The following is a 21,082-nucleotide window of genomic DNA, read 5'->3' as shown; positions in this document are numbered from 1 at the left end:
GGTTGAGGAAAATCATTAGGAGGGTAACAATCGAATGTCATCCATTCGTATTTGGGATTTACTCCTATATGACTTCCGTATTGCGTTACTTCAGTTGGTTGCTGGTGCCCGTTCTGGCCCTGTGCAGCCTGACTGTCATGGCCGAGCCCCTTGAGGGCGCGGCGCAAGCTCTGCATCTGCTCGGTTACCTGGGCGCTGATTACCCTGCCACCGTGGCCAATGGTCAGGTGATCGACTCCGGCGAGTACCGCGAGCAGCTTGAGTTTCTGACTGTACTGCAAAGCCTGATCGTTGCGCTGCCAGCGCGCAGCGAACAGGCCGAGCTGGAGCAGGGCGTGGCCAGCCTGCGTCAGGGCATCGAGCAGCGCGTCGAGGGCAGCCAGGTCGCACAGCAGGCGCGGCAGTTGGCCGCGACCCTGGCCACGGCCTACGGCGTCAGCCAGACCCCGGCCATCACCCCTGACCCCAGCCGTGGCGCGCCGTTGTTCGCCCAGTATTGCAGCGTCTGCCATGGCGCCAGCGGTGCCGGCGACGGGCCGGCCGGCATTGGCCTGGAGCCACCGCCGGCCAACTTGCGTGACCTGGCGCGACTCAATCGTCTGAGCCTGTATGACCTGTTCAATACCATTGGCCTGGGCATCGACGGCACGGACATGGCGGCTTTTGCCGATCAACTGGATGAGCGCCAGCGCTGGGATCTGGCCAGTTATATCTCCGGTTTCAGTGCCGAACCGGTTGCGACAGGTGAGTCGTTCAGCCTGGCCGCGCTGGCCGGCATGACCCCGGATGAAGTGACGGCAGCGCAGGGCGAGGAGGCGGCTGCACGCTTTCGCGCCCAGCGTGCTCAACCGCCGGTGCAGCAGCGCGGCCCGCTGCAATTGATCGAGCACACTCGCGCGACCCTGGAGCAGAGCCTGGCGGCTTATCGCGCCGGTGAGCACGAGCAGGCCTATGACCTGTCCGTCGGTGCCTATCTGGAAGGTTTCGAGCTGGTCGAAAGCGCCCTGGATAACCTCGACTCGGTGCAGCGCAAGACCACTGAGCGGGCGCTGATGGCCTACCGTCAGGCGCTGCAGGATGGTTTGTCGGTGCCGCAGGCGGCGCAGCGGCTGGAGCAGGCCAAAGCCGAGCTGGCGACGTCTGCCGCCTTGCTCGATGGCGATGGGCTGTCGAGTTCGCTGAGCTTCTTTTCCAGCCTGCTGATCCTGCTGCGTGAGGGGCTGGAGGCGATTCTGGTGCTGGCGGCGATCCTGGCTTTCCTGCGTAACACCGGTCAGCAGCAGGCGGTGCGCAGCGTGCACATCGGCTGGGGTCTGGCGCTGCTGGCCGGGGTGGCCACCTGGGCACTGGCGGCGTACCTGATCGACGTCAGCGGCGCGCAGCGTGAACTGCTGGAAGGCGTGACAGCGCTGTTTGCCAGCGTGATGGTGCTCTGGCTCGGGGTGTGGATGCATGACCGCCGGCATGCGGCGGCCTGGCAGGATTACATCAAGAGCAGCCTGGTCGGCGGCGGTGGGCGTTTCGGCTTTGCCGTGCTGGCGTTCTTCTCGGTGTACCGCGAGCTGTTCGAGGTCATCCTGTTCTATGAAACCCTCTGGTTGCAGGCCGGCCCGCAAGGCCACGGCATGGTCCTGGCCGGTGCAGCGGCGGCGCTGGTGCTGCTGCTTGGGTTGGCCTGGGTGATCCTGCGTGGCTCACGCAAACTGCCGCTGGCCACCTTCTTTGGTGCCAATGCCGTGTTGCTCTGTGTGCTCTCGGTGGTGTTTGCCGGCCACGGTGTAGCGGCGTTGCAGGAAGCCGGGGTGCTCGGTACGCAACCGGTGGCCTTTTTCGAGTTCGACTGGCTGGGCATTCATGATGACGCCTACAGCCTGGCGGCGCAGGCCACGGCGCTGGCGGCCATTGCCCTGCTCTACGGGCGTAGCTGGCTGGGCGAGCGGCGGCGTCTGGCTCAGGCTTGATGCACCGCTGTTGCCGGCATGGCTTACCATGCCGGCTTTGTTGCCTGTGGAGAATGCTGGGTGATGCGAGTCTGGATTGATGCCGATGCCTGCCCCAAGGCAGCCAAGGATCAGGTGGTGAAGTTCGCCCTGAAGCGGCGCTTCGAAGTGCTGCTGGTGGCGGGGCAGGCGCAGATCAAACCGGCTTATAGCTGTGTGCGGCTGATCGTGGTGCCCAGTGGCCCGGATGCGGCAGATGACTACCTTGTGGAGCATGCGCTGCCGGGCGAGTTGGTGATTTGCAGCGACGTGCCGCTGGCCGATCGCCTGGTGAAGAAGGGCGTGGCCGCACTTGATCCACGTGGTCGCGAGTTTGATGAGCGCAACATGGGCGACAAACTGGCCGTGCTTAACCTGTTTACCGAGCTGCGCGAACTGGGCCAGGTCGGCGGCGGTCAGCCGCCCTACGGCGAGCGCGACAAGCAGGCGTTTGCCAATTCGTTGGATCGCATTCTCACCCGCTTGCAGCGCAAATAGCTTTTAACCGCACAGATACGTGCCAGTGCCGACAGCCACCAGGGTGCCGTCGTCGCTGTGCAGTTCGCTGCGCACCACCGCCACCTTGTTGCCGGTACGCAGCAGCACGGCGCTGGCGGTAAAGCGCTGGCCCCGGCCGGGGCGCAGGTAGTCGATACGCAGGTCGATGGTGCCGAGCTTGGACAGCCGCGCCATGCGCTCGGCGCTGGACAGGTGCTGGTGCTTGTCGAACGCGCCGATCAGTGCCATGGCGCCGCCACAGACGTCCAGTAGCGAAGAAATCACTCCGCCATGCAGGATGCCGTGGACGAAGTTGCCAATCAGCTCGGGCTTCATCGGCAGATGCATGGTCACGCGTTGGGTGCTCAGTTCATCCAGTTCGATACCAAGCATCTGATTGAACGGAATGCGCTGAAAGAAGTTGCTGACCGCTTGCTGCAACTCGGCGGTTAGCTCGAAAGGTGGGTTGCTCATGGAGATCGTGCCTGGACGAAGGGATGTTCAAGCTGCCGCACTCTGGCTGATCTGGCCAGTGGCGCGGCTGGAGTGCCGCGCGCATTGGCGTGATTGGCTTGCTATCGGCCTGATCCGCGGCGAACAGGCCGCATTCTCAGGCTGGGTGGCTGAGCTCAAGCACCCGATCTACCAGCTTGTTGATCCCGGCGGCTGCTTCGCTGATTGACTGAGCGAGCATATAAGCCGGGGTGGTTACCAGCTTGCGTTCGGCGTCTTCGACAATCTCGCTGACTTCACACTCGTGGTGTTCGGCACCCATCTGTACCAGGGTCGCGGCGGTTTCGTGGTCTTTGCCGATGGTGCAGATCACGCCGCTGCCGAAGATCTTCGCCGCAAGTGCCGGGGCAATGCACATCAGGCCCACCGGCTTGCCAGCATTGACGAAGGCTTGGGTGGCGCTCAGTACATCCGCCTGTACCGTACAGTTAGCGCCGCTGATGGCGAAGTCGGAAAGGTTTTTTGCCACACCGAAACCGCCCGGCAGGATCAATGCATCGAAGTCGCCGACGTGCAGCTCCTTGACGTCCTTGATCTGGCCGCGGGCAATCCGTGCTGACTCGACCAGTACGTTGCGCGTATCGTCCATTTCGTCGCCGCTGTAGTGATCGACCACATGCAGCTGCGGCACGTTGGGGGCAAAGCACTGCACCTGAGCGCCACGCTGATCAAGGCGCAGCAAGGTCAGCACACTCTCATGGATTTCCGCGCCGTCGTAGACGCCACAGCCGGAAAGAATCACCGCGACTTTCTTGTTCATCAAGTTCTCCTGAATTGCCAGCTGTATCGGGTTGAGTCGTGTTTTATGAGCGTAAGCCACGACCTCGCGAGCTAGAGCCCTGCAAGGCAAAAACAGGCGAGGAAGCGGAGTGTACTGTTGTACATGAGCATTCCGAGCCTGTTTTTAACGCCGCAGGGCCGACGCGCAGCAGGTCGTAACAGTTCTAGCTGTCGCCATATGCCACCTAGGTTGGCATGACGCGCCGCGAGACGCGTGCAGCGCTGGGCTAGGATTCATTCAGCAATCCTAGCCGTTAGCCGCGTGCTGCGATATGGCCTATGCCACAGGTGAAACCATGAATTACATCCTCTACGCCGTGCCGTTCTTCTTTGCCCTGATCGCCCTTGAGCTGTTGCTCGATCGTTGGCGCGGGGTCAGCACCTACCGCTTCTCCGATGCGCTCAACAGCCTCAGTGCCGGCGTGCTGTCGACCACCGTGGGCCTGCTGACCAAGGCCGTTGGGTTGCTGACCTACACCCTGGCCTGGCAGCACTTCGGTGTGTTCGAGTTATCGGCCAGCAGCCTGTGGGTCTGGCTGTTCGCCTTTGTCTTCTATGACTTCTGCTACTACTGGAACCACCGTCTGGGTCACGAGCGCAACGTACTCTGGGCGGCGCATTCGGTGCATCACCAGAGTGAGGACTACAACCTCTCCACGGCGTTGCGGCAGACCAGCACCGGTTTCATCTTCGGCTGGATCTTCTACCTGCCGATGGCCCTGATCGGTGTTCCGCCGCTGGTATTTCTCACCGTGGCGGCACTCAACCTGCTCTATCAGTTCTGGGTGCACACCCGGCACATTCCCAAACTGGGCTGGTTCGAGTGGTTCTTTATCACGCCGTCCAACCACCGCGTGCACCATGCGCAGAATGCTGTGTATATGGATCGCAATTACGGCGGAGTGTTCATTCTCTGGGATCGCCTGTTCGGCACCTTTCAGGAGGAACTGGACGAAGAGCCGGTGATCTTTGGCGTGACCACGCCGCTGGCCAGCTGGAACCCGCTTTGGGCCAATGCGCAGTTCTATGTGGCGCTTTGGCGTGATGCCGTGCGGGCCGAGTCCTGGTGGGACAAGCTGCGCATCTGGTTTATGCGCACCGGCTGGCGTCCGGCCGATGTCGCAGTGAAATACCCGCAAACCAAGCCGGACCTCAGCCAGTTCGTCAAATTCGACGTGCCGCTTAGCCTGGCGCAGAAGCTCTATGCCGGTGTGCAGTTCAGCCTGTATGTGGTGGCCGGCACCGTGCTGCTGGGCCTGGGCGACACATTGAGCCTGGCGCAGGCGCTGCTGGGCATCGTCTGGATGGCCGTGGGGCTGACGATCATCGGCAGCTGGCTGGAAAACCGGCCGACGGCCAAGCGTCTGGAAGTACTGCGTCTGCTGCTCAACCTGCCGGCGGCCTGGCTGGCCCTGCAGCTTGGCCTGTTGACCGCCCAGCCACTGCTCTGGGGGCTGCTGCTGGGCTACAGCCTGCTGAGCCTGGGCGCGCTGTTCTGGACCCCGCGCGGGCAGGATGCTGTGCCTGCCTAAACCTAATTCATGGCTGGCCCTTACAACGGTGGACAGGCGCAGGCCAGTCCACCGTTGTGCTTTTCGTGGCGGGGAAACGGCTGTGGCGTATACGCGTGCAACATATCTTCGCCACAGTTGCGGCGCTATGCTTGCTGAGCTTGCGGCAAGCGGTCGCAGCGCTGTCGTGCGTTGTCATATTTTGGTCATAATGGCCGCTTATAACTGTCACACTCGCCCGTTGCTACGGGCTTCGGAGCCTGCCGTGAGCTTTACCCCCGCCAACCGCCTGTTTCCCGCCACTCGCCTGCGTCGCAACCGCCGTGATGATTTTTCCCGGCGTCTGGTGCGGGAAAACCGCCTGAGTGTCGATGACCTGATCCTGCCGGTGTTCGTCCTCGATGGCGAAAACCGCCGCGAAGCAATTGTCTCGATGCCAGGCGTCGAGCGCCTGTCCATCGACCTGTTGCTCAAGGAAGCCGAGCACTGGGTCGCCCTGGGCATTCCGGCGCTGGCGCTGTTCCCGGTGACTCCGCTGGAGAAGAAATCCCTGCTAGCTGAAGAAGCCTGGAACCCGGACGGCATCGCTCAGCGCGCAATTCGTGCGCTGCGCGCGAAATTCCCCGAGCTGGGGGTGATCAGTGACGTGGCACTGGACCCGTTCACCACCCATGGTCAGGACGGCATCCTCGATGAGTCCGGCTATGTGCAGAACGACATCACCGTCGATGCGCTGGTCAAGCAGGCGCTGTCACACGCCGAAGCCGGTGCTCAGGTGGTCGCACCTTCGGACATGATGGACGGCCGCGTGCAGGCGATTCGTGAAGCGCTGGAGCTGGCTGATCACAACAATGTGCGGATCATGGCTTACTCGGCCAAGTACGCCAGCGCCTACTACGGCCCGTTCCGCGACGCGGTGGGTTCAGCGGCGAATCTGGGCAAGGCCAACAAGGCCAGCTACCAGATGGACCCGGCCAATGGCGACGAAGCGCTGCATGAGGTGGCCGCCGATCTGGCCGAAGGCGCCGATATGGTCATGGTCAAACCAGGCATGCCCTATCTGGACATCCTCTGGCGGGTCAAAACGGAATTCAAGGTGCCGACCTTTGTCTATCAGGTCAGTGGTGAGTACGCCATGCATATGGCGGCGATCCAGAATGGTTGGTTGGGCGAGGCGGTGATTCTCGAATCACTGACTGCCTTCAAACGTGCGGGTGCCGATGGCATCCTGACTTATTTCGCCGTGCGCGCGGCAGAACTGCTGAAGCAGGGGCAGTAAGGCCCCACAGGAACTCCAGATGAACACCGAAGGACTCAGTAACAGCGAATTGCACGACGCCCAACCGGTCGTCGAGGACGCCGCCGTGGTCGAGGCGCCGCCTGCCGAAGCCCCCGCTCCGGTTGCCCCGGCCCCTGCGGTGATCCACAACCTGGATGACAGCAGCCTGTATATCCACCGCGAGCTGTCGCAGCTGCAATTCAACATCCGCGTGCTGGAACAGGCGCTGGACGAGTCCTATCCGTTGCTCGAGCGCCTGAAGTTTCTGCTGATCTTCTCCAGCAACCTCGACGAGTTCTTCGAGATTCGCGTCGCCGGCCTGAAGAAGCAGATCAACTTCGCCCGCGAACAGGCCGGCGCCGACGGCCTGCAGCCGCACCAGGCGCTGGCGCGGATTAGCGAGCTGGTGCACGAGCAAGTTGAACGGCAGTACGCGATCCTCAATGACACGCTGTTCCCGGCACTGGCCAAGCACAACGTCAATTTCATCCGCCGCCGTTACTGGACCACCAAGCTCAAGGCCTGGGTACGCCGCTATTTCCGCGACGAAATCGCGCCGATCATCACCCCCATCGGCCTCGACCCGACGCACCCGTTCCCGCTGCTGGTGAACAAGAGCCTGAACTTTATCGTCGAGCTGGAAGGCGTCGATGCTTTCGGTCGCGATTCTGGTCTGGCCATCATCCCAGCGCCGCGTCTGCTGCCGCGGATCATCAAGGTGCCGGAAGAAGTCGGCGGGCCTGGCGACAACTATGTGTTCCTCTCGTCGATGATCCACGCGCACGCCGATGATCTGTTTCAGGGCATGAAGGTCAAGGGCTGCTACCAGTTCCGTCTGACCCGTAACGCCGACCTGTCGGTGGACACCGAAGACGTCGAAGACCTGGCGCGCGCCCTGCGCGGCGAGCTGTTCAGCCGCCGTTATGGCGACGCGGTGCGCCTGGAGGTTGTTGATACCTGCCCGCGACCGTTGCTGGATTACCTGCTCAAGCAGTTCAGCCTGAGTGAAAGCGAGCTGTACCGGGTCAATGGGCCGGTCAACCTGACGCGCCTGTTCAGCATCACCGGCCTGGAAAGTCACCCGGAGCTGCAGTACACGCCGTTCACCCCGGTGATCCCCAAGCTGCTGCAGAACGCCGAGAACATTTTCAGTGTGGTCAGCAAGCAGGACATCCTCCTGCTGCACCCGTTCGAGTCCTTCACCCCGGTGGTCGACCTGCTGCGCCAGGCCGCGAAAGATCCGCACGTGCTGGCGATCAAGCAGACGCTTTACCGCTCCGGGGCCAACTCGGAGATCGTCGATGCACTGGTCGAGGCCGCACGTAACGGCAAGGAAGTCACTGCGGTGATTGAGCTGCGCGCGCGCTTCGATGAAGAGTCCAACCTGCAACTGGCCAGCCGCTTGCAAGCGGCCGGTGCTGTGGTGATCTACGGTGTGGTCGGTTTCAAGACCCACTCGAAGATGATGCTGATCCTGCGTCGCGAGAACGGCGAAATCCGTCGCTATGCGCACCTGGGTACCGGTAACTACCACGCCGGCAACGCGCGTCTGTACACCGACTACAGCCTGCTGACTGCCGACGTCGCGCTCGGTGAAGACGTATCCAAGCTGTTCAGCCAACTGATCGGCATGGGCAAGACCCTGCGCATGAAGAAGTTGCTGCACGCGCCGTTCACCCTGAAGAAGACTCTGCTCGACCTGATTGCCAAGGAAACCGCTGCCGCGGCCGAAGGCAAGCCGGCGCAGATTATCGCCAAGTTCAACTCGCTGACTGATCCGAAGATCATCCGCGCGTTGTACAAGGCCAGCCAGACCGGGGTGAAGATCGATCTGGTGGTGCGCGGCATGTGCTGCCTGCGTCCGGGCATCGCCGGGGTATCGCACAATATCCAGGTGCGTTCGATCATCGGCCGCTTCCTTGAGCACACCCGCGTCTACTACTTCCTCAATGGCGGCGACGAGCTGATCTACCTGTCCAGCGCGGACTGGATGGAGCGCAATCTCGATAAACGCGTGGAGACCTGTTTCCCGGTGGAGGGCAAGAAACTCATCATGCGCGTGAAAAAGGAGCTGGAAAGCTATCTGACCGACAACACTCAGGCTTGGGTGTTGCAGCCGGACGGCCGCTACCTGCGTACCAGCCCGAGCGGTAACCAGAACCCGCGCAGTGCGCAGGCTGGTCTGCTGGAGAAGCTGACGGCGCCGTTGATCACCGCCCGCTAAGCAAGGCTGCGGATAACCCTCTCCCATGTACGGGGGAGGGTGCGTCGGGTGGGAAGGGTTAGCTTACGACCAGTTCGATCGCGATGCGCTTGAGCCACTCGGCTTCCTGGGTGAAGTCGGCCTGGGTCAGCGGGTTGCTCTCCAGCCAGCCTTCGGGAAATTGAATCTCCAGACGCTGTTCAGCCGCCTTGAGCTGCACGTTGGGCATTTCCTGAGTGCCACGGATGTGGTGGAACAGGATGGCAAAACGCAGCAGTACGCACAGGCGGATCAGCTTGATGCCTTCGGCGCCGAACTCGGCAAATTTGTCCTTGGGGATATTGCGCCGGTGACCGCGCACCAGCAGTGCGAGCATCTGCTGATCCTGGCGCGAGAAGCCGGAAAGGTCCGAGTGCTCGACTAGGTAAGCGCCGTGCTTGTGGTACTGGTAGTGGGCGATGTCCAGACCCACTTCATGCACCTTGGCCGCCCAGCTGAGCAGCTCGCGGTGCCAGTCGTCTTCCAGCTGCCAGTCTTTGGCCACCTTCTCCAGCGCCGAGAGCGCCTTGCTTTCGACACGCGCGGCTTGTTCCAGGTCGACGTGATAACGCTCCATCAGCGAGCTCAGGGTGCGTTCACGCACGTCTTCATGCTGATGGCGACCGAGCAGGTCGTACAGCACGCCTTCGCGCAGCGCGCCCTCGGAATGGCTCATGCGCTGGATATCGCAGGCATCGAAGATGGCTTCAAGAATCGCCAGGCCAGCAGGGAAAATGCCCCGGCGATCAGGCTTGATGCCGTCGAGGTCGAGCTTTTCCGCCTCGCCGATCTTGAATATCTTGCGCTTGAGCCAGGCCAGGCCCTGGGTGTTGACCTCGCCTGAGCCCAGCCCCGCAGCCTGAATGGCTAAACCAATGGCCTTGATGGTGCCGGATGCGCCCACGGCATCTTCCCAGCCCAGACGGCGCAGGGCGTGCTCGATGCCCATGATCTCCAACCGCGCCGCCGTGTAGGCCTGGGCATAGCGCGCCGGGGTGATCTTGCCGTCCTTGAAAAAGCGCTGGGTGAAACTGACGCAGCCCATCTGCAGGCTTTCGCGCAGCAGCGGCTCGAAGCGCTGGCCGATGATGAACTCGGTGCTGCCGCCGCCGATGTCGGCGACCAGGCGCTTGCCGGGGGTGTCGGAAATGCTGTGCGACACGCCGAGGTAGATCAGTCGCGCTTCTTCACGCCCGGAAATGACTTCCACAGGATGGCCGAGAATTTCCTCGGCCCGGCGAATAAATTCGCTGCGGTTACGTGCTTCACGCAGGGCGTTGGTGCCCACCACGCGCACGGCGCCTTCCGGCAGGCTGGCGGTCAGCTGGGCGAAGCGGCGCAGGCAGTCAAGGCCGCGCTGCATGGCCTCTTCACTGAGCAATCGCTGTTCATCGATGCCGGCTGCCAGCTGCACCTTATCGCCGAGGCGCTCGAGGATGCGGATCTCGCCATGGTCGGCTTTGGCCAGCACCATATGGAAGCTGTTGGAGCCCAGGTCGATAGCTGCAATCAAGGGAAAAGACTCGGCAGGGGTATGCGGCATGACAGAACCATCTCAATGCGTAACCGCGTCATCGTGCCACGATAGCCTAGCCCCGCCAACGCATACTGATGTCGCAGGCCTGTTACCTGGCCGCTATTGCCGGGTGCATACAGCAGCGGCGCAGGGCTTGCCGGCTGTCTGAATAAATTGTGACAGCGGCACAGACGCGACCGTTTTGCAGGCATGCCATAGATAAGCTCAATTGCTGCTGCCTTCCTGTGTAGGGAAAGCCGGGCTATGATGTCGGCCATCTTTTGCTTCCGAACACGGAGACTTTCCATGAGCGAATTCATCACCAACGTCAGCGATGCCAGCTTCGACCAGGATGTCCTGCAGGCCGAAGGGCCGGTGCTGGTCGATTACTGGGCTGAGTGGTGCGGCCCGTGCAAAATGATCGCGCCGGTGCTCGATGAGATCGCCCAGACCTACCAGGGCAAACTGAAAGTCTGCAAGCTGAACATCGACGAAAACCAGGACACCCCGCCGAAGTTTGGTGTACGTGGCATCCCGACTCTGATGCTGTTCAAGAACGGCAATGTTGAAGCCACCAAGGTTGGCGCGCTGTCCAAGTCGCAGCTGGCGGCTTTCCTCGACAGCAATATCTGAGTCGTATCCTGTGCTAAAAGCCCCGCCAATCGCGGGGCTTTTTTCTGCCCGGGCGCTAGACGTATGAATAAAGCCGGTGTTACATTCGGCCTCGCTGCATTTCCTATGCAGCCCCCTGCAAGCCGTCGCCGACGCATTCCTATTCGAATCTTTCGATATACAAGCAGGCGATCAAGTCGCCTTCCCAGCGGCACGGCCTCCCAAGCTGAACAGCTTATTTCCCCTCCTTCATGATTACGTCATTCCTATGAATCTGACCGAACTCAAGCAAAAGCCGATCACCGAACTGCTGGAACTCGCCGAACAGCTGGGCCTGGAAAACATGGCCCGCTCGCGCAAGCAGGACGTCATTTTCTCTCTGTTGAAAAAACACGCAAAAAGCGGTGAGGAAATCTCCGGTGATGGCGTGCTGGAGATTCTCCAGGACGGTTTCGGCTTTCTCCGCTCTGCGGATGCCTCGTACCTCGCTGGCCCCGATGACATCTACGTCTCGCCGAGCCAGATCCGCCGCTTCAACCTGCGTACCGGCGACACCATCGTTGGCAAGATCCGCCCGCCGAAAGAGGGCGAGCGTTACTTCGCCCTGCTCAAGGTCGATACGATCAACTTTGATCGTCCGGAAAACGCCAAGAACAAGATCCTGTTTGAAAACCTGACGCCGCTGTTCCCCAACAAGCGTCTGGTGATGGAGGCCGGTAACGGCTCCACCGAGGACATCACCGGCCGGGTGATCGACCTCTGCGCGCCGATTGGCAAGGGCCAGCGCGGCCTGATCGTCGCCCCGCCGAAAGCCGGTAAGACCATCATGCTGCAGAACATCGCGGCGAACATTGCGCGTAACAACCCCGAGTGCCACCTGATCGTTCTGCTGATCGACGAGCGCCCGGAAGAAGTGACCGAAATGCAGCGCACCGTGCGCGGCGAAGTGGTCGCCTCGACCTTCGACGAACCGCCGACCCGCCACGTGCAGGTTGCTGAAATGGTCATCGAGAAGGCCAAGCGCCTGGTTGAGCACAAGAAGGACGTGGTCATCCTGCTCGACTCCATCACCCGTCTGGCGCGTGCCTACAACACCGTGATCCCGAGCTCCGGCAAGGTGCTCACCGGTGGTGTTGATGCACACGCCCTGGAGAAGCCCAAGCGCTTCTTCGGCGCTGCGCGGAACATCGAAGAAGGCGGCTCGCTGACCATCATCGCCACCGCGCTGGTGGAAACCGGCTCGAAGATGGATGAAGTGATTTACGAAGAGTTCAAAGGCACCGGCAACATGGAGCTGCCGCTGGACCGTCGCATCGCCGAGAAGCGTGTGTTCCCTGCGATCAACATCAACCGCGCCGGTACTCGTCGTGAAGAGCTGCTGACCGCCGATGACGAACTGCAGCGCATGTGGATTCTGCGCAAGCTGCTGCACCCGATGGACGAGATTGCCGCCATCGAGTTCCTCACCGACAAGCTGAAAGCGACCAAGACCAACGACGAGTTCTTCCAGTCGATGAAGCGTAAGTAAGAGGATCTACTGCGGGCTGCGCGCGTGATGCTGCGTTAACGAGGCATCTGCCTGACCTTCGCTCGCGACGATCCTAAACATACGCACCTACAAAAGCCGGGTAAGCCCGGCTTTTGTGTTCCTGGGTATTGGCTTTCCCTTCTGAAAGCCCGACTTCGGCGCTAAACTTTGCGGCCGACTCTTGCCTGTCCGACACGAGGCTTCAGCATGCAGTATCGCGACCTGCGCGACTTTATCCGTGAACTGGAAAAGCGCGGCGAACTCAAGCGCATCCAGACCCCGGTATCGCCGGTTCTGGACATGACCGAAATCTGCGACCGCACCCTGCGCAAGGGCGGCCCGGCGCTGCTGTTCGAAAAGCCCACGGGCTTCGACGTGCCGGTGCTCGGCAACCTGTTCGGCACGCCCAAACGCGTGGCGCTGGGCATGGGTGCCGAAGAGGTGTCTGAGTTGCGCGAGATCGGCAAGCTGCTGGCCTTTCTCAAAGAGCCGGAGCCGCCAAAAGGGCTCAAGGATGCCTGGAGCAAGCTGCCGATCTTCAAGAAGGTCATTTCCATGGCGCCCAAGGTGGTCAAGGACGCCCCCTGTCAGGAAGTGATCGAGGAAGGCGATGATGTCGACCTCGGCAAGTTGCCGATCCAGCACTGCTGGCCGGGCGACGTGGCGCCTTTGATCACTTGGGGCCTGACCATCACCAAGGGCCCGAACAAGGAACGCCAGAACCTCGGCATCTACCGTCAGCAGGTGATCGGCCGCAACAAGGTGATCATGCGCTGGCTCAGCCACCGTGGCGGCGCGTTGGATTACCGCGAGTGGTGCCAGAAGCATCCGGACAAACCTTACCCTGTGTGCGTCGCACTGGGTGCCGATCCTGCGACCATTCTCGGCGCCGTGACGCCAGTGCCGGATACGCTTTCCGAATACGCCTTCGCTGGCTTACTGCGTGGTCATCGCACCGAGCTGATCAAGGCGCGTGGCAGCGATCTGCAGGTGCCGGCTAGTGCCGAGATCGTACTGGAGGGGGTGATCCATCCGGGCGAGACCGCGCCGGAAGGGCCCTACGGCGACCACACCGGTTACTACAACGAGGTCGACACCTTCCCGGTATTCACCGTCGAACGCATTACCCGGCGCCGCGATCCGATCTATCACAGCACCTACACCGGCCGCCCGCCAGATGAGCCGGCGATCCTCGGCGTGGCGCTGAACGAAGTGTTCGTGCCGATCCTGCAAAAGCAGTTCCCCGAGATCACCGATTTCTACCTGCCGCCGGAAGGCTGTTCCTACCGCATGGCGGTGGTGACCATGAAGAAGCAGTACCCCGGCCACGCCAAGCGCGTAATGCTTGGTGTGTGGTCGTTTCTGCGACAGTTCATGTACACCAAGTTCGTTATCGTCACCGACGACGATATCAACGCACGGGACTGGAATGACGTGATCTGGGCGATTACCACGCGCATGGACCCCAAGCGCGACACGGTGATGATCGACAACACACCGATCGACTACCTCGACTTCGCCTCGCCGATCTCCGGCCTCGGCTCGAAGATGGGCCTTGATGCCACCCACAAATGGCCGGGTGAGACCACTCGCGAGTGGGGCCGGGCTATCGTTCAGGATGAAGCGGTCAAGCAGCGCGTCGATGCGCTGTGGTCTGAGCTGGGGATCGATTGATGAAGGTCACCCTGAACCCTTCGGGTGCTGTACTGGACGTGCAGCCGCGCGAGCGCATTCTCGATGCAGCGCGGCGTCTGGGCTACGACTGCCCGCAGAGTTGTCGCAATGGCAACTGCCATATCTGTGCGGCGCTGCTGGTTGAAGGTCGTGTGCAGCAGGGCGGGGTCGAGCTGAGCCAGGGTGAGCTGTTCACCTGCCTGGCCGAGCCACTGCAGGACTGTGTGCTGCACTGGGACGGCGTGCTTGCACCGGGCGAGCTGCCGGTGCGTGAACTGGCCTGCCAGGTGGTCAGCTGTGACGAGCAAGGCGGCGATGTGTTCCGTTTGCGCCTGCAAGCGCCGGCTGGCAAAGCGCCGCGTTACCACGCCGGGCAATACCTGCTGTTACAGCGTGATGGCGACGATTACGCAGCCTTCTCCCTGGCCTCGGCGCCGCATCGTGGGCGTGAGCTGGAGCTGCATGTGCTGGCCCGTGATGAGGCCACGGTGGCGCTGATTGCCCAGCTGCGCCGCAGCGGCTTGGTGCGGGTAAAGCTGCCGTTCGGTGATACCCACCTGGCCGAGTTGCCGGATGGGCCGCTGGTGTTGATCGCCGCCGGCACCGGCATGGCGCAGATGCACAGCCTGATCGAACATTGCCGCGCTGCGGGTTTTGCCCATCCGGTGCACCTGTACTGGGGCGCACGTCGCCCGGAGGACTTCTACGAGCTGGAGCATTGGGCACAGTGGCAGCAGGTACCCAACCTGTTTCTGCATCAGGTGGTCAGTGATCAGTGTGCTTGGCCGGGCCGTTGCGGTCTGTTGCATGAAGCCGTGCGCGAAGACTTCCCCGACCTCAAGGCTTTGCACGTGTATGCCAGCGGTTCACCAGCGATGGTCTATGCCACCCTGGATGCGCTGGTGGACGCCGGAATGGACGCCCACCAGATGCGCGCCGACGTCTTCGCCTACGCGCCGCGTGGCTGAGTCCCCCGCATAGAAAGGCCGCCTGATGGGCGGCCTTTTGCTGCGTGTTGGGTTTAGCGCACGCTGACGACGACTTTACCCACGGCCTTGCGCTGGCCGAGGGTGTTGATTGCCTCACCCGCCTGGGCCAGTGGGAAGGTCTGCGACACCAGCGGCTTGAGCTTGCCTGCGGCGTGCCAGGCAAACAGCTGCTGGAAGTTGGCGGCGTTGTCCTGTGGTTGACGCTGGGCGAACGCGCCCCAGAATACGCCGACCACGGCCGCGCCCTTGAGCAGGGTCAGGTTGACCGGCAGCTCGGGGATGCGCCCGCTGGCAAAGCCCACCACCAGCAGACGGCCATTCCAGGCGATGGAGCGGATGGCCGCGTCGAACAGGTCGCCGCCCACCGGGTCATAGATCACGTCGGCGCCCTGGCCACCGGTCAGGCGCTTCACTTCGTCCTTCAGGCTGCTTTCGCTGTAGTTGATCAGTTCGTCAGCGCCTGCGGCCTTGGCTACTTCGAGTTTCTCCGCGCTGCTGGCTGCGGCGATCACCTTGGCGCCCATGGCTTTGCCGATTTCCACAGCCGCCAGGCCGACACCACCGGATGCGCCGAGCACCAGCAGGGTTTCCCCCGGTTGCAGGTTGGCGCGCTGTTTGAGGGCATGCATCGAGGTGCCGTAGGTCATGCCGAAGGCGGCGGCGCTGGCAAAATCCATGCTCGCCGGGATTGGCATAACGTTGTAGCCGGGCACTGCCACTTCTTCGGCAAAGCTGCCCCAGCCGGTCAGGGCCATCACCCGGTCGCCGACTTTCAGGTGGCTGACCTTTTCACCGACAGCCGTGACCACACCCGCGGCTTCGCCACCCGGCGAGAACGGGAAGGGCGGTTTGAACTGGTACTTGCCTTCGATAATCAGGGTGTCGGGGAAGTTGACTCCGGCCGCATGGACTTCGAGCAGCACTTCGTTCTTCTTCGCTTCGGGGCTGGCGATTTCTTCCAGTACCAGGGTTTCGGCGGGGCCGAAGGCTTTGCATAGCACGGCTTTCATCGGGCTTTTCCTCTGCGGTTGATGGCCATGCAGTGTAGGTGTGAGGGCGCTACGGTCAACGAGCATGGCTGTGCCTGATAGCCATGCATAAGCCTGGGGCTTGGGCCGCTGCCTGAGTGTGGCTATGCTAGGGGCTGAACTCTTGAGGAATACCGCCTGTGAAAGCCTGGATCGCATTGCTGTTGGCCCTGTCCCTGCCCCTGACGGCGCAGGCTTCGGAAGACAAGGAAGCCAAGGAGGGGGCGGCCCCCGTGGTGTCCTATGTCACACTGGTGCCGGCGCTGGTGGGTAACTTCGGTGAAGGCCCCAAGCTCAAGTTCTATAAGGCGGACCTGTCCCTGCGGGTCACCGGCGCGGACGTCGAGGCCAAGGTCAAACACCATGAGCCGCTGATTCGTAATCAGCTGGTCATGCTGTTCTCGCAGCAAACCGAGCAGGCCATGGCCGCGCCCGGTGCCCGTGAAACGCTACGCGCCGAGGCCCTTAAACAGGTGCAGGAAATCCTCACCCAGGAAGAAGGCAAGCCGCTGGTGGAAGATTTACTGTTCAACAACCTGATTATTCAGTGAGTCTGCGTTGCGCTGTTTCAGCGCAACGCGAGAACGGCAGCCCATTCCTCAGCCCCAACCGGCATCACCGATAGGCGACTGCCTTTCTGCACCAACGGCAGTTCCAACAGCGCGCTCTGGGCTTTCAACTGGGCCAGCGGGATAACTCGTTTGAAGGCCTCGACAAAAGCCACATCGATAGCGCTCCAGGGATTCTTGGCGGCGCTGGCCTTGGCGTCGAAGTAATGGCTGTCAGGCTCCAGGGCCGTTGGGTCGGGGTAATGCGCCGAGACGATGCGGGCGATCCCGGCAATGCCCGGTTCCGGGCAGCTGGAATGGTAGAAAAAGAACAGATCACCTGGCTGCATGCTGCGCACGAAGTTGCGCGCCTGGTAATTGCGCACCCCATCCCAGCGTGCTTGCTCAAGCCGTTGCAGGTCGTGGATGGATAATTCGTCGGGTTCTGACTTCATTAGCCAATAAGGCATGAACTTTGCTCCTGTGGGTCAGTCCAGTAACGGGCGGGGCGTAACGCACGGTGTTTGCCAGGTTGGGTTGTCGCCCGAGTGGCTGTGCGGATGGCCGCCGTTGCGGGCTCTATAACAATAATTGCTGCGGGAACACCGCGCGCCATGCCTTGAAGGGGAGGCATTGAATGAAACGTAAACCAGATGTGTTGTGGGTATTGGTGATTCTGTTCAGCCTCGGCGTGGTAACCACGGGTTACACCCAGAGCCTATGGGAACGCCAGCCGGCGCCGGTAGTGCAGCCTAAAGTGGCAGGCTAAACCGGTTATGTACCGCAGGGAGCGCGGTACCGCTGCAACCCGTCAATACCAAGCCTTGTCCGTCACGGTGCCTTGCAAGGGCACGTCCCAACTAGCCATGCTCAGGCGTTCGACCTGCTGACATTCATGTGCCAGGCCCAATAACGTCGGTTTGTGCCAATTTTTGCGCAGTGCGCGGTAGGCCAGACTGCGGTCATAAAACCCTCCGCCCATACCCAGGCGCGCGCCGTGACGGTCAAAACCGACCAGCGGCAGTAATACCAGATCCAGAGTCCAGACCTTGCGCTGCTGCTTGCGGTTGCGCCGTGGCTCGTCAATGCCGAAGCGGTTTTTCTGCAAGCGTTCGCCAGGGCGAATACGCTGAAACACCATCTTGCTGCGTGGCCAGGGGCTGAGTACCGGCAGGTAGGTTGCCTTGCCGCGCTGTTGCGCTGCACGCAGCAGTGGGCGCGGGTCGATCTCGCCATCATTGGACAGGTACAGGGCAATCTGCGTCGCGCGGCGAAACAGCGGGTGCTGGGCGAGTTGCCGGTACAGCCCGCGTGCAGCCTTGCGCTGAGCCTGTCGACCAAGCGCACGACGTTGCGCGCGCAGGTGCCGGCGCAGTTGCGCACGACTCAGTACAGAGGTATCGGTCATGGGGTTGAGCAGGCGCTGTTGCCACGGTTGGGCAACAGGTTGGAAAGGGTGACTCCCCGACGTGCCGCTGTCGGTTTAGCCCTTGAACCCGAAAGTTCAAGGTGGAGGTTGCAGGAGGCGTTAAGGCTTTCCGTCAGGCGGACATGCACACCGGCCTCAACATGCAACCCCCGGGTTTGTGCGTATCGGCTCAGGGACATCACCAACTGGCGCACACTCCAGGGAGCGGTGGCCAGTATACCCGAAAGCGTCTGCGCGTAATCAGCTGCCTTGCTCATCAGCATCTCGTGCCAGAGCGCTGTCGACCCGGTTGAGCAGGCTGCGCACCTGTTCGCGGTTGGCGCCGGCCTGCTGATCAAGGTGTTGCTGTTTGTGTAGCAGGTCGTGGGTGATGTTCAGGGCAGCCATCACGGCAACGCGGTCGGCACCGATGACTTTTCCGCTTGAGCGAATCTCGCGCATCTTGCCGTCCAGGTAACGTGCGGCGCTTTCCAGATTGCTGCGTTCATCGCTCGGGCAGGCGATGCAATATTCTTTGTCCAGAATCTGGACGGTCAAGGTATTCGACTGGGTCATTAATCCTGCTCCAGGGCTTTGAGGCGCGAAATCATGGATTCGACCTTATGCCGGGCCATTTCGTTCTTTTCAATTAAGTGCGCGCGTTCTTCGCGCCAGGCCTTTTCGCTCGTCAGAAGCTGTCGGTTTTGCGCTTTGAGCTGCTCGACGCGCTGGATAAGCAGATCCAGCTTGGTCGTGAGGGCATGCAGATCGGCGTCTTCCATGGGTTCTCTACTCGCGGGTATATGAGCGGGACGGACAAGCGGAAAATAGCGGTTTTCAGTCGTCTTCGACAGTGCCGGACAGTACACGACGCTGTTGTTTGGTAGCGTGGGCAGTGTGAGGCAGATTGCGCTGTCAGAGGTTGATGAGTTTCACCCGTCGGGCAAGTCATGCGCGCTCCGTCGAGCACCTTGCATAGTCTTGGCGCGCTTGCCGGTGCTAGGATACAAGGCCTCCATTCTAGTGATTGCGCAGCGTTGCGCCTAGTTATCTATGCCTACCTCGAACTCCCCGTATTCCGCTTTTGCCGCTCTGCTCGCCAGCAGCGGCCACACCGTTTCCCCGGCCGAACTGCATGGCCTGTTGCTTGGCCGTAGTTGTGCTGGTGCCGGCTTCGACATCGACCCCTGGCTGGTGGATGCCGCCGAGTTGCTCGGCGCTGCCCCTGAAGACACCGTGCGCCAAGCGCTGATCGGCTTACAGGAAATGGTCAAGAGCGAGCTGTCCAGCAATGACGTCACCGTAGTGCTGTTGCTGCCCAGCGACGATGCGCCGCTTAGCGAGCGCGCCGTAGCGCTGGGACAATGGTGCCAGGGCTTCCTTGGCGGCTTTGGCCTGACGGCGGGCGACAGCGCCCTGAGCGCCGAAGCCATGGAAGTGCTGCAGGACCTCTCGGCGATTTCTCAGGTGCAGAACGCCCTGGATGAGTCCGATGATGGTGAGAACGACTACATGGAAGTGATGGAATACCTGCGTGTGGCGCCATTGCTGCTGTTCAGCGAGTGCGCCAAGCCAGTGGTTGCTGCGGCGAAGCCGTCGCTGCATTGATCTTCCTGTAACCGCAACCGGACTTAATCTGCCCATGATCAGCATCCCCAAGTCGGAATACGCCCGTCGGCGCAAGGCGCTGATGGCGCAGATGGAACCCAACAGCATCGCGATTTTGCCGGCGGCGCCGGTGTATATCCGCAACCGCGATGTCGAGCACATCTACCGCCAGGACAGCGACTTCCAGTATCTCTCCGGCTTTCCCGAGCCGGAGGCGGTAATCGCGCTGATTCCCGGGCGCGAGCATGGCGAGTACGTGTTGTTCTGCCGCGAGCGCGACCCGTTGCGTGAGCTGTGGGATGGCCTGCGCGCTGGTCAGGATGGTGCGATCAGTCATTACGGCGCGGATGACGCATTCCCCATTGGTGATATCGACGACATTCTGCCGGGGCTGATCGAAGGCCGTGATCGGGTCTATTCCTCCATGGGCACCAACCATGAGTTCGACCGTCAGCTGATGGAGTGGATCAACGTGATCCGCTCCAAGGCGCGTCAGGGCGCGACGCCGCCGAACGAGTTCATCACCCTTGAGCACCTGCTGCATGACCTGCGCCTGTACAAGTCAGCGGCTGAGGTCAAGGTGATGAAAGAGGCGGCGGAAATCAGCGCGCGCGCGCATGTGCGCGCCATGCAGGCCAGCCGTGCCGGTCTGTTCGAGTACCACCTGGAAGCCGAGCTGGATTACGAGTTCCGCAAGGGTGGGGCAAAGATGCCGGCCTATGGCAGCATCGTCGCGGCCGGCAAGCACGCCTGCATCCTGCATTACCGCGAGAATGACGCGCCGCTGAAAGACGGTGACCTGGTGCTGATCGACGCCGGTTGTGAAATCGACTGCTACGCCAGCGACATCACCCGCACCTTTCCGGTCAGTGGCACCTTCTCGCCGGAACAGAAGGCGATCTACGAGCTGGTGCTGGCGGCGCAGGAAGCAGCGTTCAAAGAAATCGGTCCCGGCAAACACTGGAACCAGGCCCATGAGGCCACTGTGCAGGTCATCACTGCCGGGCTGGTGGAGCTGGGGCTGCTCAGCGGCGATGTCGATGAGCTGATTGCCGCTGAAGCCTACAAGCCTTTCTACATGCACCGCGCCGGTCACTGGCTGGGCATGGATGTGCACGACGTCGGCGAATATAAGGTTGGCGGCGAATGGCGTGAGCTGGAAGTCGGCATGGCCATGACCGTCGAGCCGGGCATCTATATCGCCGTGGACAATCAGGACGTGGCGAAGAAGTGGCGCGGCATCGGCGTGCGTATCGAAGACGACGTGGTGGTGACCAAGACCGGCTGCGAGATTCTCACTGGCGGCGTGCCGAAAACCGTCGCCGAGATCGAAGCGCTGATGGCTGCCGCACGCGGCGTGGCGGCCTAG

At 61.7% G+C, this 21,082-nt stretch carries 21 protein-coding genes and 1 other RNA gene; 13 read left to right on the top strand and 9 right to left on the bottom strand.

Annotated elements, in window-relative coordinates; genetic code table 11:
• Positions 1 to 68: 68 nt before the first annotated feature.
• Both IOD17_RS13170 and IOD17_RS13165 read left to right on the top strand, forming a co-directional pair.
• A complete protein-coding gene (locus tag IOD17_RS13170; RefSeq protein WP_233685521.1) occupies positions 69 to 1,961 on the top strand; it encodes an FTR1 family protein in 1,893 nt (630 codons plus the stop codon).
• A gap of 63 nt (positions 1,962 to 2,024) precedes the next feature.
• A complete protein-coding gene (locus IOD17_RS13165) occupies positions 2,025 to 2,477 on the top strand; it encodes a YaiI/YqxD family protein (RefSeq protein WP_233685520.1) in 453 nt (150 codons plus the stop codon).
• 3 nt (positions 2,478 to 2,480) lie between these two features.
• On the opposite strand, the gene IOD17_RS13160 is transcribed toward IOD17_RS13165, so the two are convergent.
• On the bottom strand, positions 2,481 to 2,951 hold the full coding sequence (locus IOD17_RS13160) for a thioesterase family protein (RefSeq protein ID WP_233685519.1): 471 nt from the start codon (positions 2,949 to 2,951) through the stop codon (positions 2,481 to 2,483).
• A 136-nt stretch (positions 2,952 to 3,087) separates the two neighbouring features.
• Positions 3,088 to 3,750, bottom strand: coding sequence for an isoprenoid biosynthesis glyoxalase ElbB (gene elbB, locus IOD17_RS13155; protein WP_233685518.1), 663 nt, complete (start codon positions 3,748 to 3,750; stop codon positions 3,088 to 3,090).
• 316 nt (positions 3,751 to 4,066) lie between these two features.
• On the opposite strand from elbB, the gene IOD17_RS13150 reads away from it, so the two are divergent.
• The 3 genes from IOD17_RS13150 to ppk1 all read left to right on the top strand — a co-directional run bounded on the left by IOD17_RS13150 (position 4,067) and on the right by ppk1 (position 8,784).
• Positions 4,067 to 5,302: a sterol desaturase family protein gene (locus IOD17_RS13150; protein WP_233685517.1), complete on the top strand. Its 1,236-nt coding sequence runs from the start codon at positions 4,067 to 4,069 to the stop codon at positions 5,300 to 5,302.
• Between the two features lie 244 nt (positions 5,303 to 5,546).
• Positions 5,547 to 6,560: a porphobilinogen synthase gene (gene hemB / locus IOD17_RS13145; RefSeq protein ID WP_233685516.1), complete on the top strand. Its 1,014-nt coding sequence runs from the start codon at positions 5,547 to 5,549 to the stop codon at positions 6,558 to 6,560.
• A 19-nt stretch (positions 6,561 to 6,579) separates the two neighbouring features.
• On the top strand, positions 6,580 to 8,784 hold the full coding sequence (ppk1, locus tag IOD17_RS13140; protein WP_233685515.1) for a polyphosphate kinase 1: 2,205 nt from the start codon (positions 6,580 to 6,582) through the stop codon (positions 8,782 to 8,784).
• A 58-nt stretch (positions 8,785 to 8,842) separates the two neighbouring features.
• On the opposite strand, the gene ppx is transcribed toward ppk1, so the two are convergent.
• Positions 8,843 to 10,345: an exopolyphosphatase gene (ppx, locus tag IOD17_RS13135; protein ID WP_233685514.1), complete on the bottom strand. Its 1,503-nt coding sequence runs from the start codon at positions 10,343 to 10,345 to the stop codon at positions 8,843 to 8,845.
• Between the two features lie 279 nt (positions 10,346 to 10,624).
• Here ppx and trxA point away from each other — a divergent pair, with 279 nt between their 5' ends.
• The 4 genes from trxA to IOD17_RS13115 all read left to right on the top strand — a co-directional run bounded on the left by trxA (position 10,625) and on the right by IOD17_RS13115 (position 15,100).
• Positions 10,625 to 10,951: a thioredoxin TrxA gene (gene trxA, locus IOD17_RS13130; protein WP_090241426.1), complete on the top strand. Its 327-nt coding sequence runs from the start codon at positions 10,625 to 10,627 to the stop codon at positions 10,949 to 10,951.
• A 247-nt stretch (positions 10,952 to 11,198) separates the two neighbouring features.
• Positions 11,199 to 12,458: a transcription termination factor Rho gene (gene rho / locus IOD17_RS13125; RefSeq protein ID WP_233685513.1), complete on the top strand. Its 1,260-nt coding sequence runs from the start codon at positions 11,199 to 11,201 to the stop codon at positions 12,456 to 12,458.
• A 207-nt stretch (positions 12,459 to 12,665) separates the two neighbouring features.
• On the top strand, positions 12,666 to 14,132 hold the full coding sequence (ubiD, locus tag IOD17_RS13120) for a 4-hydroxy-3-polyprenylbenzoate decarboxylase (RefSeq protein WP_233685512.1): 1,467 nt from the start codon (positions 12,666 to 12,668) through the stop codon (positions 14,130 to 14,132).
• Positions 14,132 to 15,100, top strand: coding sequence for a CDP-6-deoxy-delta-3,4-glucoseen reductase (locus IOD17_RS13115; protein ID WP_233685511.1), 969 nt, complete (start codon positions 14,132 to 14,134; stop codon positions 15,098 to 15,100). Before ubiD ends, IOD17_RS13115 begins: the two co-directional genes overlap by 1 nt.
• 53 nt (positions 15,101 to 15,153) lie before the next feature.
• On the opposite strand, the gene IOD17_RS13110 is transcribed toward IOD17_RS13115, so the two are convergent.
• Positions 15,154 to 16,131 (bottom strand): NADPH:quinone oxidoreductase family protein, encoded by a 978-nt coding sequence (locus IOD17_RS13110; protein ID WP_233685510.1) that lies wholly within the window; start codon positions 16,129 to 16,131, stop codon positions 15,154 to 15,156.
• 158 nt (positions 16,132 to 16,289) lie between these two features.
• Between IOD17_RS13110 and IOD17_RS13105 the strand changes: the two genes are divergently transcribed.
• Positions 16,290 to 16,700 (top strand): flagellar basal body-associated protein FliL, encoded by a 411-nt coding sequence (locus IOD17_RS13105; protein WP_233685509.1) that lies wholly within the window; start codon positions 16,290 to 16,292, stop codon positions 16,698 to 16,700.
• 17 nt (positions 16,701 to 16,717) lie between these two features.
• On the opposite strand, the gene IOD17_RS13100 is transcribed toward IOD17_RS13105, so the two are convergent.
• On the bottom strand, positions 16,718 to 17,167 hold the full coding sequence (locus IOD17_RS13100) for an EVE domain-containing protein (protein ID WP_233685508.1): 450 nt from the start codon (positions 17,165 to 17,167) through the stop codon (positions 16,718 to 16,720).
• A gap of 167 nt (positions 17,168 to 17,334) precedes the next feature.
• Between IOD17_RS13100 and IOD17_RS19325 the strand changes: the two genes are divergently transcribed.
• A complete protein-coding gene (locus tag IOD17_RS19325) occupies positions 17,335 to 17,466 on the top strand; it encodes a hypothetical protein (RefSeq protein WP_267925817.1) in 132 nt (43 codons plus the stop codon).
• Between the two features lie 42 nt (positions 17,467 to 17,508).
• On the opposite strand, the gene IOD17_RS13095 is transcribed toward IOD17_RS19325, so the two are convergent.
• The 4 genes from IOD17_RS13095 to IOD17_RS13080 form a co-directional block, all read right to left on the bottom strand.
• Positions 17,509 to 18,105 carry a 5-formyltetrahydrofolate cyclo-ligase gene (locus IOD17_RS13095; protein WP_233685507.1) on the bottom strand — a complete coding sequence of 199 codons (597 nt, stop codon included), beginning with the start codon at positions 18,103 to 18,105 and terminating at the stop codon, positions 17,509 to 17,511.
• Between the two features lie 49 nt (positions 18,106 to 18,154).
• Positions 18,155 to 18,333, bottom strand: a non-coding RNA gene (gene ssrS, locus IOD17_RS13090) — 6S RNA.
• Positions 18,334 to 18,366: 33 nt separating this feature from the next.
• Entirely contained in the window at positions 18,367 to 18,681 is a 315-nt protein-coding gene (locus IOD17_RS13085) for a cell division protein ZapA (RefSeq protein WP_233685506.1), read from the bottom strand.
• Positions 18,681 to 18,887 carry a TIGR02449 family protein gene (locus IOD17_RS13080; protein WP_233685505.1) on the bottom strand — a complete coding sequence of 69 codons (207 nt, stop codon included), beginning with the start codon at positions 18,885 to 18,887 and terminating at the stop codon, positions 18,681 to 18,683. Before IOD17_RS13080 ends, IOD17_RS13085 begins: the two co-directional genes overlap by 1 nt.
• A 271-nt stretch (positions 18,888 to 19,158) precedes the next feature.
• On the opposite strand from IOD17_RS13080, the gene IOD17_RS13075 reads away from it, so the two are divergent.
• Positions 19,159 to 19,713, top strand: coding sequence for a YecA family protein (locus IOD17_RS13075; protein WP_233685504.1), 555 nt, complete (start codon positions 19,159 to 19,161; stop codon positions 19,711 to 19,713).
• 34 nt (positions 19,714 to 19,747) lie between these two features.
• On the top strand, positions 19,748 to 21,082 hold the full coding sequence (gene pepP / locus IOD17_RS13070; RefSeq protein ID WP_233685503.1) for a Xaa-Pro aminopeptidase: 1,335 nt from the start codon (positions 19,748 to 19,750) through the stop codon (positions 21,080 to 21,082).

This window comes from Pseudomonas anguilliseptica, from assembly GCF_021375795.1.
Classification (GTDB): domain Bacteria; phylum Pseudomonadota; class Gammaproteobacteria; order Pseudomonadales; family Pseudomonadaceae; genus Aquipseudomonas; species Aquipseudomonas anguilliseptica_A.
Note: the sequence above shows the minus strand (reverse complement) of the source record. Positions and strands in the feature narration are given on the sequence as shown.

Bases quoted from the DNA above. Each gene is read 5' to 3' on its own strand.
- IOD17_RS13170 (WP_233685521.1), top strand. From the start codon at position 69: ATGACTTCCGTATTGCGTTACTTCAGTTGGTTGCTGGTGCCCGTTCTG.
- IOD17_RS13165 (WP_233685520.1), top strand. From the start codon at position 2,025: ATGCGAGTCTGGATTGATGCCGATGCCTGCCCCAAGGCAGCCAAGGAT.
- IOD17_RS13160 (WP_233685519.1), bottom strand. From the start codon at position 2,951: ATGAGCAACCCACCTTTCGAGCTAACCGCCGAGTTGCAGCAAGCGGTC.
- elbB (WP_233685518.1), bottom strand. From the start codon at position 3,750: ATGAACAAGAAAGTCGCGGTGATTCTTTCCGGCTGTGGCGTCTACGAC.
- IOD17_RS13150 (WP_233685517.1), top strand. From the start codon at position 4,067: ATGAATTACATCCTCTACGCCGTGCCGTTCTTCTTTGCCCTGATCGCC.
- ppk1 (WP_233685515.1), top strand. From the start codon at position 6,580: ATGAACACCGAAGGACTCAGTAACAGCGAATTGCACGACGCCCAACCG.
- ppx (WP_233685514.1), bottom strand. From the start codon at position 10,345: ATGCCGCATACCCCTGCCGAGTCTTTTCCCTTGATTGCAGCTATCGAC.
- trxA (WP_090241426.1), top strand. From the start codon at position 10,625: ATGAGCGAATTCATCACCAACGTCAGCGATGCCAGCTTCGACCAGGAT.
- rho (WP_233685513.1), top strand. From the start codon at position 11,199: ATGAATCTGACCGAACTCAAGCAAAAGCCGATCACCGAACTGCTGGAA.
- ubiD (WP_233685512.1), top strand. From the start codon at position 12,666: ATGCAGTATCGCGACCTGCGCGACTTTATCCGTGAACTGGAAAAGCGC.
- IOD17_RS13115 (WP_233685511.1), top strand. From the start codon at position 14,132: ATGAAGGTCACCCTGAACCCTTCGGGTGCTGTACTGGACGTGCAGCCG.
- IOD17_RS13110 (WP_233685510.1), bottom strand. From the start codon at position 16,131: ATGAAAGCCGTGCTATGCAAAGCCTTCGGCCCCGCCGAAACCCTGGTA.
- IOD17_RS13100 (WP_233685508.1), bottom strand. From the start codon at position 17,167: ATGCCTTATTGGCTAATGAAGTCAGAACCCGACGAATTATCCATCCAC.
- IOD17_RS19325 (WP_267925817.1), top strand. From the start codon at position 17,335: ATGAAACGTAAACCAGATGTGTTGTGGGTATTGGTGATTCTGTTCAGC.
- IOD17_RS13095 (WP_233685507.1), bottom strand. From the start codon at position 18,105: ATGACCGATACCTCTGTACTGAGTCGTGCGCAACTGCGCCGGCACCTG.
- IOD17_RS13085 (WP_233685506.1), bottom strand. From the start codon at position 18,681: ATGACCCAGTCGAATACCTTGACCGTCCAGATTCTGGACAAAGAATAT.
- IOD17_RS13080 (WP_233685505.1), bottom strand. From the start codon at position 18,887: ATGGAAGACGCCGATCTGCATGCCCTCACGACCAAGCTGGATCTGCTT.
- IOD17_RS13075 (WP_233685504.1), top strand. From the start codon at position 19,159: ATGCCTACCTCGAACTCCCCGTATTCCGCTTTTGCCGCTCTGCTCGCC.
- pepP (WP_233685503.1), top strand. From the start codon at position 19,748: ATGATCAGCATCCCCAAGTCGGAATACGCCCGTCGGCGCAAGGCGCTG.